At 47.5% G+C, this 13,406-nt stretch carries 14 protein-coding genes; 13 read left to right on the top strand and 1 reads right to left on the bottom strand.

Annotated elements, in window-relative coordinates; genetic code table 11:
* Positions 1 to 610: 610 nt before the first annotated feature.
* The 9 genes from GKG43_RS17050 to GKG43_RS17010 all read left to right on the top strand — a co-directional run bounded on the left by GKG43_RS17050 (position 611) and on the right by GKG43_RS17010 (position 8,863).
* Entirely contained in the window at positions 611 to 1,165 is a 555-nt protein-coding gene (locus GKG43_RS17050) for a sigma-70 family RNA polymerase sigma factor (RefSeq protein ID WP_050638772.1), read from the top strand.
* A gap of 2 nt (positions 1,166 to 1,167) precedes the next feature.
* Positions 1,168 to 2,181 (top strand): DUF5643 domain-containing protein, encoded by a 1,014-nt coding sequence (locus GKG43_RS17045; protein ID WP_050638771.1) that lies wholly within the window; start codon positions 1,168 to 1,170, stop codon positions 2,179 to 2,181.
* A gap of 544 nt (positions 2,182 to 2,725) precedes the next feature.
* Positions 2,726 to 3,145 carry a pyridoxamine 5'-phosphate oxidase family protein gene (locus tag GKG43_RS17040; RefSeq protein WP_055152728.1) on the top strand — a complete coding sequence of 140 codons (420 nt, stop codon included), beginning with the start codon at positions 2,726 to 2,728 and terminating at the stop codon, positions 3,143 to 3,145.
* A 12-nt stretch (positions 3,146 to 3,157) separates the two neighbouring features.
* A complete protein-coding gene (locus tag GKG43_RS17035; RefSeq protein ID WP_330377589.1) occupies positions 3,158 to 3,832 on the top strand; it encodes a CatA-like O-acetyltransferase in 675 nt (224 codons plus the stop codon).
* Positions 3,833 to 3,878: 46 nt separating this feature from the next.
* Positions 3,879 to 4,370: a GNAT family N-acetyltransferase gene (locus GKG43_RS17030; protein ID WP_055152732.1), complete on the top strand. Its 492-nt coding sequence runs from the start codon at positions 3,879 to 3,881 to the stop codon at positions 4,368 to 4,370.
* 24 nt (positions 4,371 to 4,394) lie between these two features.
* A complete protein-coding gene (locus GKG43_RS17025) occupies positions 4,395 to 5,075 on the top strand; it encodes a response regulator transcription factor (RefSeq protein WP_055152734.1) in 681 nt (226 codons plus the stop codon).
* Positions 5,076 to 5,237: 162 nt separating this feature from the next.
* Positions 5,238 to 6,611 carry an ATP-binding protein gene (locus GKG43_RS17020; RefSeq protein WP_055152794.1) on the top strand — a complete coding sequence of 458 codons (1,374 nt, stop codon included), beginning with the start codon at positions 5,238 to 5,240 and terminating at the stop codon, positions 6,609 to 6,611.
* Positions 6,612 to 6,700: 89 nt separating this feature from the next.
* Complete coding sequence (locus tag GKG43_RS17015; protein ID WP_167702489.1) at positions 6,701 to 7,438, top strand: PepSY domain-containing protein; 738 nt, start codon at positions 6,701 to 6,703, stop codon at positions 7,436 to 7,438.
* 75 nt (positions 7,439 to 7,513) lie between these two features.
* Positions 7,514 to 8,863 (top strand): amino acid carrier protein, encoded by a 1,350-nt coding sequence (locus GKG43_RS17010; protein ID WP_055152736.1) that lies wholly within the window; start codon positions 7,514 to 7,516, stop codon positions 8,861 to 8,863.
* Between the two features lie 339 nt (positions 8,864 to 9,202).
* Here GKG43_RS17010 and GKG43_RS17005 read toward each other — a convergent pair whose 3' ends face one another.
* On the bottom strand, positions 9,203 to 10,054 hold the full coding sequence (locus tag GKG43_RS17005) for an Rpn family recombination-promoting nuclease/putative transposase (protein WP_055152738.1): 852 nt from the start codon (positions 10,052 to 10,054) through the stop codon (positions 9,203 to 9,205).
* 360 nt (positions 10,055 to 10,414) lie between these two features.
* Between GKG43_RS17005 and GKG43_RS17000 the strand changes: the two genes are divergently transcribed.
* Genes GKG43_RS17000 through GKG43_RS16985 form a run of 4 tightly spaced genes read left to right on the top strand, consistent with a single transcriptional unit; the run spans position 10,415 to position 13,328 of the window.
* Positions 10,415 to 10,939 (top strand): MogA/MoaB family molybdenum cofactor biosynthesis protein, encoded by a 525-nt coding sequence (locus GKG43_RS17000; RefSeq protein WP_050638762.1) that lies wholly within the window; start codon positions 10,415 to 10,417, stop codon positions 10,937 to 10,939.
* Positions 10,936 to 11,937 carry a GTP 3',8-cyclase MoaA gene (gene moaA / locus GKG43_RS16995; RefSeq protein ID WP_055152739.1) on the top strand — a complete coding sequence of 334 codons (1,002 nt, stop codon included), beginning with the start codon at positions 10,936 to 10,938 and terminating at the stop codon, positions 11,935 to 11,937. Before GKG43_RS17000 ends, moaA begins: the two co-directional genes overlap by 4 nt.
* 2 nt (positions 11,938 to 11,939) lie before the next feature.
* The gene (locus GKG43_RS16990; RefSeq protein WP_055152741.1) at positions 11,940 to 12,368 is read left to right on the top strand and encodes an MOSC domain-containing protein; all 429 of its coding nucleotides are present in this window, start codon (positions 11,940 to 11,942) and stop codon (positions 12,366 to 12,368) included.
* A gap of 57 nt (positions 12,369 to 12,425) precedes the next feature.
* Entirely contained in the window at positions 12,426 to 13,328 is a 903-nt protein-coding gene (locus tag GKG43_RS16985) for a DMT family transporter (protein WP_055152743.1), read from the top strand.
* Positions 13,329 to 13,406 lie beyond the last annotated feature (78 nt).

Below are 13,406 nucleotides of genomic sequence, written 5' to 3'. Positions count from 1 at the left end.
TTATTTCTGTATAGTTTAACATTTGGACTTACCTATGTCCTGAAACTTTTTACTTACCTATGTCCTGAAACTGGACAGGAAGTTATATGACCCGATTGGGTTAAAAAGCAAGATTATTACAAGTGGTGAAAAACTTCAAACTATCACTTACTGGGGCATACAATGTTCCGTCAATTCAACTCAATCCGCCGCCCCCGTCGAAGTCCCGGGCATCAGAAAGGTTTTTTCCTTACGGAGGATGAACCCAGCTGTGCGGAATTGGAATATGCCTCTCCTGGATGCGTCTTTCAGGATATTAGTGCCGCTTCATCAAAATCGGAGCCGCCATGTGAACTGTTTTCAGGCCCACAAGGCCTGAAAACAAGCAGACCCGAAGTGGGAATTCATCAGAATTCCCGCAAGTGTCCGCGGTGTTCATCATGGCGGCTCCGATTTTGATTAGCGGCACTTATATCCTGATTCCGCATCCAGGAGAGGCATATTCCAATTCCGCACAGCGTCCCCCCTCCGAAAAAAATTCCAACTTTCTGATAGACTTCCCCCTTGTTTGTACGTAATAATAGGTGTAACGATATTTTGTAAGCTTACAATTTTGAGAAGGACGCAGATTATGAAAATTAATGAGGAAAATTATATCAGGGAGCTAAAGCAGCATAATGAGTCGGCTCTCGCCTATATTATTGAGCGGTATGGGGGGCTTGTGAAGTCGGTTGTGAGAAAGCATCTTTATGCTTTGCCGCAGTATCAGGAGGAATGTATGAATGATATTTTCTTCCAGGTGTGGAATAACATCCAGTATTTTGACTGTATGAAGAATTCTTTTAAGAACTGGATCGCGGGAGTTTCACGATACCGTGCCATCGACTGCCTGCGGAAGCACCGCAGGGAGCTGGAGGTGGAAAATATTGAGGATGTGGCCGCGGCAAAGGAGGAAGAGGCTTATCAGAGGCTGATTGACCAGGAGATATCAAAGGAGCTGGAACAGATGCTTTCATGCCTGAACCCACGGGATCAGGAGCTTTTTCGGAGGCTTTATATTGAAGAACAGGATATCAGCCAGGTGAGCAGGGAGATGGGCATGCAGGAGTCGGCTGTTTATAATCATGTATCCCGTGGAAAACGTAAAATCAGAAACTTGTATCCAAGAGAGCAGAAGGAGAGATGAATATGAAGAGTAATATATATATGATGTTGAATGACATAGATTCTGAGGCCGATGCGTACCAGGAGGAAGCGTGGTCGGAGGTGGAAGCAAAAAGGACGAAGAAAAAGGTTCTTGGCAGGGTTCGAAGAAAAGGCAGGAAAAAATATGTTATGGCAGGCGTATGTGCGGCAGCAGCTTTTGCCCTTTTGACAGTCATGCCTCTTCGGGGAGCCGTGGCAGATGCGGTGGAACAATTGTCCTACCGGATCGGCGCTTTTCTCGGGATTGATAAGAATCTGGCGCCGTATGAACAGATTGTCAATCAGTCTGTGACGGAAGACGGGATAACGATTACACTGAATTCTGTGGTGTTGGATGTGGATGAGCTCGTTGTTTCGACGACAGAGGTCTATGAAGATGCTATCACAGAAGGCGGGCCGGGGCTGATGGGAAATGTTTACATCAATGGCGTGCGGGCATCGGGCGCAGCAGGCGGAGGCTCTTACACTACCGATGAACATACGCGGGAAGTGGTGATGAAATATTATCTGAATCAGGTGGATTTGGCGGAATTGAGCCGGGAGGTCAACGTGGCCATACGGTTCAGCGATTATGAGGAAAACAGGGGCGGCTGGGAATTTAAATTTACTGCCAGCGGGGAACAGCTTTCTGCTGATACGCAGACCATTGACCTCACATACCGGTACCAGCTGCCGGATGGATGTAATATCACATTTACGAAGTATACGAGCAACGCCATGGGACAGAAAATATTTTATACCAATGACGGAAATAAAAATGACTATGATATGAAACTTGAGGGCACGGATAATCTGGGCAATCCGGTAAGTTTCTATGTAAGCTCATCCAATAAAGAGGGCGGAAGGTTCGTCATTGATAACTCGGCCGGGAATTTAAGCGATGAGGCGGAGACGCTGACATTGACGCCCTATGCGGTTAAGTATCCGGAAACAAGCGGGAGACTTAGTCATGATTTTGAGCAAGTTGGAGAGGCTTTCACGATTGAGGTTCGATGAAGGGGGCGCTCCGTGAAATGCGCTGCGGTAAGCCCTTCACATACACACATGGCGGTTTGAAGGGCGGACGCTTTAAGCAGCAGTAGGACGGAAAAGAGCAGAATTGCATGACACCACGGACATTCAGCGTGTAAGCCGATGCTTACACGCCTCAGGTCCGCTTGAACCCTGATTCGGAATCAGGGTTCAGTCATGCAATTCTGCTCTTTTCCGTCCTACTGCTGCTAAACGCGCTGGGAGCTCTTCAAACCGCCATGTGTGTATGTGTAGGGCTTACCGCAGCGCATTTCACGTCGCTTTGGTGCATCCGGGCGGGAGTAATGAGGGGAGGCGGATAGTGGTGGATTGGTTTGACAAGAACGGCCGGGAGAGATAAGGGAGAGGTTCTTTACTTGCTATTGATGGGGTTAATAATTATAATGAGTATATTGACGGGGGAACTTTTGGGGAAAAGGGGGTTTTTGGAGACTTTAAGGAGTGGCTAATTTACTATAGAGCCTGGTTCATTTATAATAGGGATTATGATAAGGAGGAGAGTAAGAAAATGAGAGATCCGGTAAAAACGATTGGGAATTTGATTGATAAGCAGGGGGTGTCTTTTATCAGTTCTGTGGATGAGAAAGGGTTTCCTAATACGAAGGCTATGCTGCCGCCTAGGAAAAGGGAGGGGATTCGGGTGTTTTATTTTACTACGAATACTTCTTCTATGAGGGTAATGCAGTATCGGAAGAATCCACAGGCCTGTATTTATTTTTGTGACAGAAGATTTTTCCGGGGCGTGATGTTGACTGGTACTATGGAGGTACTGGAAGATCGTGTTTATAAGGAGATGATCTGGCAGGATGGGGATACGATGTATTATCCGGAGGGGGTGACCGACCCGGATTATTGTGTTTTGCGTTTTACAGCAAGACAGGGGCGGTTTTATAGCAATTTTAGTTCCGAAACGTTCGATATTGAATAAACTATTATTTTTGTGATATCATTTTTTATAAATGATATCTGGAAGGGGCGTGTAATTGTATTGAATCATTATCAGGTAATTGATGAAAAAAGTTGGGAGAGGGCTATGCACTGTATGGTTTTTAGGAATAGTGTTGAGCCTGCTTTTTGTGTAACCTTTGAGGCAGATGTTACGAATTTTCTGAAAAAGGTAAAACAGCATAAATACTCTTTTACCCTTGCTATTGTGTATGCTGTGTGTAAGTGCGCGAATGAGATAGAAGCGTTCAGATACCGTTTTTTGGATGGTCAGGTTGTTTTGTTTGACAAGATTGATACCGCATTTACATATTTAAATACGGAGAGTGAATTATTCAAGGTAGTTAATGTGCCCATGCAGGAGAATATGCAGGATTATGTGGAACTCGCCGCCAAGACAGCCAGAGAGCAGAGAGAGTATTTTACCGGACCTTTGGGGAATGATGTGTTTCAATGTTCTCCAATGCCGTGGATCACATATACTCACATCTCCCATACAAATTCAGGTAGAAAAGATAACGCCACACCTTTATTCGACTGGGGCAGATATTACGAAAAGGATGAACGGATCGTTATGCCTTTATCTGTGCAGGCACATCATTCATTCGTAGACGGTATACATATTGGGAAATTTGCAGATGGGCTGCAAAAATATCTGAATGAGTTTTAGCAATAGTGAGAAGCTTAAATGAATCTTGAAATTTGGAGGACTGAAAATGGCAGAATCATTAACGTTTCGTTATGCAGAACGAGAGGATACGGAACTTATTTTAAAGTTTATCAGGGATCTTGCAAAATACGAAAAAATGGAAAATGAATTAATTGCAACGGTAGAATTGTTGGAAGAATCACTGTTTGAAAAGCAAAAGGCGGAAGTTATCTTTGCCATGGCGGATAACCGGGAAGTTGGTTTTGCCTTATTTTTTCATAACTTTTCTACTTTTCTGGGACGGGCGGGACTATATCTTGAAGATATATTTGTTCTTCCGGAATATCGGGGGCGCGGTTATGGGAAAGGCATCTTGAAAAAGCTGGCTCAGACCGCAGTCGAAAGAAGCTGCGGCAGGCTTGAGTGGTCTTGTCTTGACTGGAATAAGCCCAGTATTGACTTTTATTTATCTTTGGGAGCCGAGCCGATGGAAGAGTGGACGGTTTACCGTCTTGCAGGTAATACGTTAAAAGAGCTGGCGTGTAAAACGACAGATTAGATTAGAGTACCAGGAGGTGCGGTATTGAGGATTTTACTGGCGGAAGATGAGCCGGATCTGAACCGGCTGATTCTAGATAAGCTGCGGGGAGAGCATTACAGCGTAGATTCCTGCATGGACGGGCAGGCGGCATTGGATTACCTCGAGGCCGCGGACTATGATGCTGTGATTCTGGATATTATGATGCCGGGCGTGGATGGGCTGACTGTCTTAAAACGGCTCAGGGCACAGGGCGGGAATATACCGGTTCTGCTGCTGACGGCACGGGACAGTATCGAAGACCGGGTGGCGGGACTGGATGCCGGAGCCAATGATTATCTGGTCAAGCCTTTTGCATTTGAGGAACTGCTGGCCCGGATCAGGGTGCTGCTGAGATCCCCCCGGGACACAGGCGGGGTATGCTGCAGAATAGCTGATCTGGAAGTACATCTGGATACCCATGAGGTTATGCGCGGTGGAAAGCAGATTGCGCTTTCCGGGAAAGAATTTGCGCTACTCAGGTATATGGTCCAGAATGAGGGGATCGTGCTGTCGCGGGAAAAACTGGAGCAGCATCTCTGGAATTATGATTATCCGGGCGGTTCCAATGTGATTGATGTGTATATCCGCTATTTGAGAAAGAAAATCGATGAGGAATTTGAAATAAAACTTATCCATACGGTGCGCGGAACAGGATATGTCCTGAAAGTGAAGAACTGTGGATAACCGTCTGTCTTGTAATGCAGCGCATGGCGCACGTTTAGCACGGATCTAAGCGGAGCGGAGACCTGAATGCCTGCAACCATTATGTTTTCGTACGGTCTGCGCAGTAAATGCGCAGACCTGTCTGAACTGTTACGGAAACCCTGCTTGAATCTGGAGGTAGCTATGAGAAGATTTTCCCTGAAGATGAAGCTGACGCTCTTATACTCTTCATTTCTGATCATTATAATCGGTACGGTTCTGGCGATCCTGTTCTCGCTCAGCAGCAGGGAAGTCCTCCTCTCTGCCCAGGAAACGCTGAAAAGACAGGTGCAGAAAGGGGTTAGATATATCAGTTATAAGGACTGGGAGCTGGAGGTGGATGCAGATTTCTACGATCTGGAACAAAATGTCTATCTGTCACTCTATGACGGCGCGGGCGAATTTCTCTATGGCAGGATTCCTTATGAATTTGAGGAGCAGCCTGCGTTTGAGGTAGAAAGTCTTCAGACCGTGTCCCAGGGCGGACAGGCCTGGTATGTCTATGATTTGCTGCACAACGATGGAATCCACGGAAATATCTATGTGAGAGGCATTACTTCTGTGGACAGGGTGAAATACAGCTTCCGTATCACGCAGAGGTTTGCCGCTGTACTGCTGCCTCTGCTTGCTGTGGCCACAGCGGCGGCGTGTTATTACTTTACACGGCGGACGCTGCTTCCCGTGAAGCAGATGACAGACACCGTACAGCAGATCCAAAAGGACGGAGACCTGTCCAGGCGGATTGTGTTCCCTTTAGAACGCAAAGATAAAAGCCGGGACGAGATCTATACACTGGCTGTTACCTTTGATCAGACACTGGAACGGCTGGAAGAATCCTTTGAGCGCGAAAAGCAGTTTACTTCCGATGTATCCCATGAACTCAGAACTCCGGTCAGCGTGATACTCGCCCAGTGTGAAGAACTACTGCAGAGCAGGGAGATGCCAAAGGAACAGCGCGCCAGGGTACGGGTCGTGCAGAAAAAGGCAGAGGAGATGGCGGGCATGATCTCAAAGCTGCTGCTTTTATCCCGCGGAGAACGGGGGATGCTGGAATTGAACCGGGAATATCTGAACCTGAGCGAGCTGACCCTGATGTGCGTGCAGGAACTGGAGAACGCTGCAAGGGAAAAGAAGATAACAATAGAGACTGAGATAGAGCCGGAGGTGTATGCCTGTGTGGATGAAACCTTATATATACATATGCTGGACAATCTGCTTTCAAATGCAGCCGCATACGGCAGACAAGGCGGCTGTATACGGGTGACCCTTTTCAAAAAGGAAGGGTGTATTATTGGCTCGGTATTGGATGACGGAATCGGTATATCACAAGCGGAACTTCCGCATATCTGGACGAGATTCTACCGTGCCGATCAGTCAAGAACCTCAGACGAACATGTGGGGCTGGGGCTTCCGATGGTGAAATGGATTCTGGAGGCACATGGAGGCGGCGTTGAGGCAGAGAGCAGAAGCGGGGAGGGCAGTACGTTTCAATTTTTCTTTCCTGACGGTATTTTTTAATCTTTCTTTAATCTAAGGCAGGTATACTGAGAATATGAAATGACAGATGCGGGGAGACTAATATGTACCTGCCGAAAGGAGGAAAGAAGATGAAGATAAAGAATGGTTTGAAGGTATATGCTGCCGTACTGTGTATGGTATCTGCGGTTTTGATGCCCGGATGCTCCAAAAAAGGGATTGGGGAAGAGAAAGCTAAGGAAATAGCCTTCGAAGATTCACAGACTGATGAGAAAGAGGCGTCCAGACTTCAGGTTTCCAGAGAAAAAGAGGACGGGAAGTCTGTCTATGATGTTTATTTTATGAATACGGAAAGCAAGATGGAATATGAGTATGAAATTCTGGCCGATGACGGAACGATATTAAAGGCAGAAAGTGAAAGCACATATGCACGCCAGCAGGACGCACAGTACAAGCTGGATATCCAGACCCAGCTCGAGGAAGCAAAGGCGTTAAAAGAAGGCCTTGAGGAGCAGAAGCAGCGGTTAGAGGATCTGCTTGCGCGGGAGGAAAAAGACTTAGACAACGAAGGCCTTCAGGATAATCTGGATGAAGTAAACGAAGAACTGCAGTCTGTTACGTATCACCTACAGGATCTGCAGACTTATATGGAGAATAATAAGGATCAGCTGATCGGTGTCAATCTGAAGGAGGCACAAGAGCTGGCCCTGGAGCGTGTGGAGGGCGCGGGTAAGGATGATATTGTGATTGCGCTGGAGTACGATGACGGCGGGTATAAGTACGAGGGCGACATTATATACGGCGGACATAAATACGATTTTGAGATCCATGCCATGACCGGCGCGTTTTTGGAATGGAGAAAAGAATAATGTAAATGAGAGAAGATGATAAAGTGGGGACTCCTGTCATATAAATAGAGTGATATCCGTTTGCGGGGTTATGACATGGAGACATTATCACAGATCATGAAATCGATCTACGGGTACTTGTGGGGAATGCCGATGCTGGTGGTTCTTCTGGGTACCCACTTGTATTTTACCGTCAGGCTTGGTTTTATCCAGCGCAAGATCCCTCTGGGAATACGGCTTAGCTTCTCCAAAAAAGAAGCCGGTGACGATGGAATCTCGCCCTTTTCTGCGCTGGCGACTGCGCTGGCGGCTACAATTGGTACAGGGAATATCGTGGGCATCTCTGCCGCGATTGCCATAGGAGGGCCTGGTGCGGTGTTTTGGTGCTGGCTGACCGGAGTGTTTGGTATAGCAACCTGCTATGCCGAGTGCTTCCTATCCGCAAAATACAAAATAAGAAGGCCGGACGGTTCATATACCGGCGGACCGATGTACGTGATGGAAAAGGTGCTGCATCAGAAAAGTGCGGCGGTGGTGTTTGCCGTCAGCACAATCCTGGCTTCCCTGGGAATGGGAAGCAGCGTCCAGTCACATTCAATCTGCGCCGCGGTGCAGGTGGAATTTCCGATTTCCCCGTCCATAATCGGAATCATTGCGGCAGTCCTGGTGGGGGCCGTGATGCTCGGCGGTGCAAAACAGATCTCAAAAGTGTGTACATATCTGGTTCCTTTTATGAGTGTTTTTTATTTCGGCGGCTGCCTGTTCCTGATCTGGATAAACCGGGCATATCTGGGGGCGGCACTAGCTGTGATTGTGAAGTCTGCATTTACCTCCAAATCAGTATTCGGAGGGCTTGCCGGCACAGCTGTGATGGTGGGCATGCGGACGGGAATCTCAAAGGGACTGTTTACAAATGAGGCGGGTCTGGGCTCCATCCCCATGACTGCGGCTGCATCCAGAACCAGTTCCCCGGTTAAGCAGGGAATCATTTCCATGACAGGGCCATTCTGGGATACGGTCGTGATGTGTGCAATCACCGGGATCGCGATCGTGAGCAGTATGTTAAGTGAGCCGGGGATCTATATTGGGGCTGCGGATGACCAGCTGTGCTTCCTGGCATTTGAAAAACTGCCGATAGGCGGGAGCACGATGCTGTCCGTCTCGCTGGTGCTTTTTGCCTATGCCTCTATCATTGGGTGGAGCTATTATGGCGAGTGTGCGGTGCAGTATTTGTGGGGAAATAAAAAAATCCTTCCCTTTAGAATCGCCTATATAGCGGCGGTATATCTGGGGGCAGTGATGTCCCTGGATCTTGTGTGGACGGTATCGGATCTATTTAACTCATTTATGGCGATTCCTAACATACTTTGCATCTGGATGCTCCGGAAAGTGGTGATTCGGGAGACTGGGGCGAGCTTTGGGAGTGTAAGAGGCGGGGGACGCTGAATAACCGGGAAGCCTGCCTCATGCCGGAGTGTCTATGCCATTTTAAAAAGCCCCTCCGTTTACGTAAGAGTCCCTAAAGATAAAACTAGTACACCGAAAAATAAATAGCACAATGCTTCGCCCGTCTGATTTCACGAAAGCACAGATGCAAAAGCCTCAGCGTAACCCACTATGCCTGCGTTTTTGCATCTGCACTCTCGAAAAATTATACGTAGCGAACCATCATGCTATTTACTTTGAGTTATACGAGAGAATAGCGGTCCAGCGGTATTCTCTATGTTTTTCCTTAAGGGACTCTAATATGAACGCTAAGACTTTAAAAATGGCATAGATACTCCTTTATTCTGTTTGCCTGAATCTTTCATAATACTCCTTTGCTTTGTCCTCAGTCATTGTGAACCTTTTCTGTAATTTTTTTATAATTTTATCCTTGTCAAATTCTTCCTCAATATAATCCAGTACCAATGCTTTGATTCCCTGCTCTATTCCCTCATTTCTGGCTTCTTCACGCTCATAATATCTTTCTTCCCAAGCCTGCATATATCTCACCCCTGCTTCCTCGCTCGTTTTCACCTTACGTACCCGCTGATGTATACGCTTAATCCGCTCGCTGATTGTATTCATTGCTGTCTCATCATTTGTATGTTCCAGATAGTAAAGAAACTGCATCAGTTCTTCTGACACCTCATGTCTGTTCTTACCGCGTGTATTTAAAAATATCCGTACTGCTCCGTCCTCCAGGCAGCACTCTGGTACCTCCTCACATCTGGATTTGAAAGTATACATATATTTCTCATATCCAAACAAATCAAATGTCATAATCATAATTATGTACGCTGTATTCAGTTGGCTATAATCGGGTACCCCTGGCTCCAAAAGAGAGGCGTCTATTATAGCCTGATAGTACCTGCTCCTTTTTGCCAGATCCCCTTTCTTTTTCTGCTGCATCTCCGTATTATAAATGGCAGCTTCTTCGTCCATAGAAAATACATCTAATCGGATTGTACGCAAAAGCGGTGACACTCTAAGTTCCTTTTCTGTCTCATTTTTATTAAGCAGCGGAACAGTGCGCCCAAAAATAATACTTAATACATCCTGATGAGCGCCTGGGTCTTCCAATACTTCATCAAATAAAAAGCGGTTTGTAAGGTTCAGTTCTTTTAGCGGTTTTATTTTTCGCTTTGTGTCCATATATTTCTCCTCTATTTTAACATATATTTTCATCTGTTAATAGTATTTGGCACGCGAAAAAACAAGCATAGGCATCCCTCCCTGCGATCTTTGATTTCTCCAAACATTGAATTATCGGGCGAAACTGCCCTTAGGATTGAAATTAGATATTTCAAAATAATGAATACAAAGAATGTTTGAAATGCATCCAATTCATTTTATTGGATTTATTAACATTACCATATATATATGCGGACTGTCAATGGACAAAGCCATGGATGATTCGGGTCTTTTAAGGGACGCATGTTCATGCTATAATATAGTGAATCGTTAAAAAATTGGAAGATTTAAAAGCCGTATTATATAAGGAGCAGAAATAGGATGCCGATAAAATGGAAAACAGCGATTATTACACTGAGTGACAAGGGATACGCCGGGGAGCGGGAGGATAAAAGCGGACCGCTGATCCGGGAGATGATTGAGCGCGCCGGATATGAGGTGACGGAGATGGTTTTGCTGCCGGATGAGCAGATGATGATTGAGGAGAAGCTGACAGAACTCTGCGACGAGAGGGAGACAGACTTGATTCTTACCACCGGCGGGACGGGATTTTCACCGAGGGACTGCACGCCGGAGGCAACTCTTGCCGTGGCGGAAAGGAATGCGCCGGGAATTGCCGAGGCGATGCGGTATGCCTCGCTGCAGATTACCCCGCGTGCCATGCTGAGCAGGGGAGCCTCCGTGATGCGGGGGAAGACTCTGATTATTAACCTTCCGGGCAGCCCGAAAGCGGTGAAGGAAAATCTGGAATATATTCTGCCGTCCCTGTCCCATGGACTGGAGATCATGAAGGGAGTCACGGGGGAGTGTGGAAGCGAAGCTAAAAAACCGGGGGCAAAAGCATGACGGATCAGTATGGACGGGAAATAGAATATCTGAGAGTGTCTGTAACAGACAGGTGCAATCTCCGGTGCAGCTACTGTATGCCCGAGGAGGGAGTCGAGCAGGTCGCGCACAATGAGATCCTGACTTACAGCGAGATTGCCAGGATCTGCCGGATCTGTGCGGACAAGGGGGTCTCAAAGATCAAGCTGACAGGCGGAGAGCCGCTGGTGAGAAAGGGCATCAGCGGCCTTTTGTATGAACTTAGGCAAATAGATGGAATAGAGCAGATTACTTTGACAACGAACGGAGTGCTGCTTGCAGGACAGATCGAAGAACTGGCGAAAGCGGGCCTGGATGCTGTTAATATCAGCCTCGATACGCTGGAACGGGAACAGTATGCACAGATTACCAGACGGGACGAGCTTGGGAAAGCGATGGAAGGTCTGGAGGCGGCGCTTAAGTATCCGGGCATCCGGGTGAAAGTCAACTGTGTCGCTCTGCAGGGAGTCAATGAAACCCAGTGGGTTCCCCTGGCGGAACTGGCAAAGAATGAGCCGGTGGATGTGCGGTTTATAGAGATGATGCCCATCGGGCTTGGAAAATCCTGTGCCGGCAGCAGCCAGGAGGAGGTGTGCCGGGTGCTGAAACAAGCGTATGGTGATCCGAGGTTTTTATCCGGAAGCTTTGGAAATGGTCCCGCAGTTTATGCTGCTTTTCCGGGCTTTTCCGGGAAAATAGGTTTCATCAGCGCCATTTCACACCAGTTCTGCGGAAGCTGCAACAGGGTCCGCCTGACTGCGGAAGGTCTTTTAAAGCCTTGCCTGCAGTATTCCAAAGGGGCGGATTTAAGGCGTCTGCTGAGAAGCGGGGCCGATGATGCAAAGCTGGATGAGGTCATCGGGAAGGTCATATTTGAAAAGCCCCGGTGCCATCAGTTCACGCTGAAAAGAGATGAGAGACAGGGGACAGAGAATGAGGGGCCGCTGGAAGGAAAACAAATGTCAAGAATCGGAGGATAAACATGGGAAAAGTAATTGCTGTTTGTACAAGCCCTGCAAAGGGGACACAGAAGACCAATGTCGGGGAGGCAGTATTTATAGAAGATTTTGGGATTGAGGGGGATGCCCACGCCGGGAAATGGCACAGACAGGTGAGCCTTCTTTCTTATGATAAAATAGAGGATTTCCGCAAGCGAGGTGCGGAGGTGGCCGACGGCGCTTTTGGGGAGAATCTGGTTGTTGAAGGGATCGATTTTAAGACATTCCCTGTAGGAACCCGTTTTCAGTGCAATGATGTGATCCTGGAGATGACACAGATCGGAAAGGAATGCCATCACGGCTGCGAGATCTTTCAGAAAATGGGCGACTGCATTATGCCAAGGGAAGGCGTCTTTGCAATCGTGATAAGAGGGGGGACAATCCGGACGGGGGATATCCTGGAAGTGATTTGAAATGAAAAGGAAGAATTTACGAAGCATACACCAGCTGGAATATGAGGACTGATAAGAATGGCACAGAATCGAAATGTAAAGTTAAAGGGATGTCTGTATGCCTTTATGGCAGGTATGCTGTGGGGGATTACAAGTCCCGCGGCACAATACTTATTTGAAAGAAAAAATATCGTTTCCGAATGGCTTGTACCCTTCCGCCTGGTTTTTGCCGGGCTGCTCCTGCTGATCTATGCGGGAGTAAGGGGGCAGGATATTACCAGTGTCTGGAAGGAGAAGACGGATGCGTGCAGGCTGGTTCTATTCGGGGTATTCGGCATGCTGGGCATGCAGTTTACCTTTTTCTCCGCCGTGCAGGAGATGGATGCCGGGACGGCCACAATTTTTCAGTACCTGAACCCGGCCATGCTGATCTTATTTTTCGCTGTTGTTTATAAAATTATGCCGGGGAAGAAGGAGATCGCAGCTGTTCTGGCAGCAATCTCCGGGATTGCCATCGTTGCGACGCACGGAAATCTTTCGTCACTGGCGATTTCCCCAAAAGGGTTTTTACTTGGAATGCTTTTGGCAGTGACGACCTGCTTTTACGGTGTGCTCCCGGCGCCTTTGGTTAAACGGTACAGCGCGGAAGCAGTCAGCGCCTGGGGGATGATTGTGGGAGGCCTGGTACTGATGGCTGTGACGAGGCCGTGGCGGATACCTGTTGTGATCGATGTTCAGGTTGCGGCGGCTTTTGTTACGATTATCACCGTAGGGACAATCTTGCCGTTCTGCTTTTATCTGTCCGCAGTAAAGTACACCGGTTCTGTATATGCCGGGCTTTTTTCCTGTGTGGAGCCGGTCGCGGCCTCAGTTGTAGCGGCGGTATTCCTGGGCACCAGATTTATGAAAATGGATATTCTGGGGTTTGCGCTTGTCCTGTCCACACTGTTTATACTGGCAATCCCTGAGAAATTGCGTTAAAATGTAACAGTCCAGGTCTGCCTGTAATCTTACGGTTAAATTAATAAAATGCCGCTGCCTGCGGGACGGCCTGTAAAG

It is taken from the genome of Eubacterium sp. BIOML-A2 (genome assembly GCF_009680135.1).
GTDB lineage: Bacteria > Bacillota > Clostridia > Lachnospirales > Lachnospiraceae > Faecalicatena > Faecalicatena contortus_B.
Note: the sequence above shows the minus strand (reverse complement) of the source record. Positions and strands in the feature narration are given on the sequence as shown.

Excerpts from the sequence above, each read along its gene's own strand:
- GKG43_RS17050 (WP_050638772.1), top strand. The coding sequence starts at position 611 with ATGAAAATTAATGAGGAAAATTATATCAGGGAGCTAAAGCAGCATAAT.
- GKG43_RS17045 (WP_050638771.1), top strand. The coding sequence starts at position 1,168 with ATGAAGAGTAATATATATATGATGTTGAATGACATAGATTCTGAGGCC.
- GKG43_RS17040 (WP_055152728.1), top strand. The coding sequence starts at position 2,726 with ATGAGAGATCCGGTAAAAACGATTGGGAATTTGATTGATAAGCAGGGG.
- GKG43_RS17030 (WP_055152732.1), top strand. The coding sequence starts at position 3,879 with ATGGCAGAATCATTAACGTTTCGTTATGCAGAACGAGAGGATACGGAA.
- GKG43_RS17020 (WP_055152794.1), top strand. The coding sequence starts at position 5,238 with ATGAGAAGATTTTCCCTGAAGATGAAGCTGACGCTCTTATACTCTTCA.
- GKG43_RS17015 (WP_167702489.1), top strand. The coding sequence starts at position 6,701 with ATGAAGATAAAGAATGGTTTGAAGGTATATGCTGCCGTACTGTGTATG.
- GKG43_RS17010 (WP_055152736.1), top strand. The coding sequence starts at position 7,514 with ATGGAGACATTATCACAGATCATGAAATCGATCTACGGGTACTTGTGG.
- GKG43_RS17005 (WP_055152738.1), bottom strand. The coding sequence starts at position 10,054 with ATGGACACAAAGCGAAAAATAAAACCGCTAAAAGAACTGAACCTTACA.
- GKG43_RS17000 (WP_050638762.1), top strand. The coding sequence starts at position 10,415 with ATGCCGATAAAATGGAAAACAGCGATTATTACACTGAGTGACAAGGGA.
- moaA (WP_055152739.1), top strand. The coding sequence starts at position 10,936 with ATGACGGATCAGTATGGACGGGAAATAGAATATCTGAGAGTGTCTGTA.
- GKG43_RS16990 (WP_055152741.1), top strand. The coding sequence starts at position 11,940 with ATGGGAAAAGTAATTGCTGTTTGTACAAGCCCTGCAAAGGGGACACAG.
- GKG43_RS16985 (WP_055152743.1), top strand. The coding sequence starts at position 12,426 with ATGGCACAGAATCGAAATGTAAAGTTAAAGGGATGTCTGTATGCCTTT.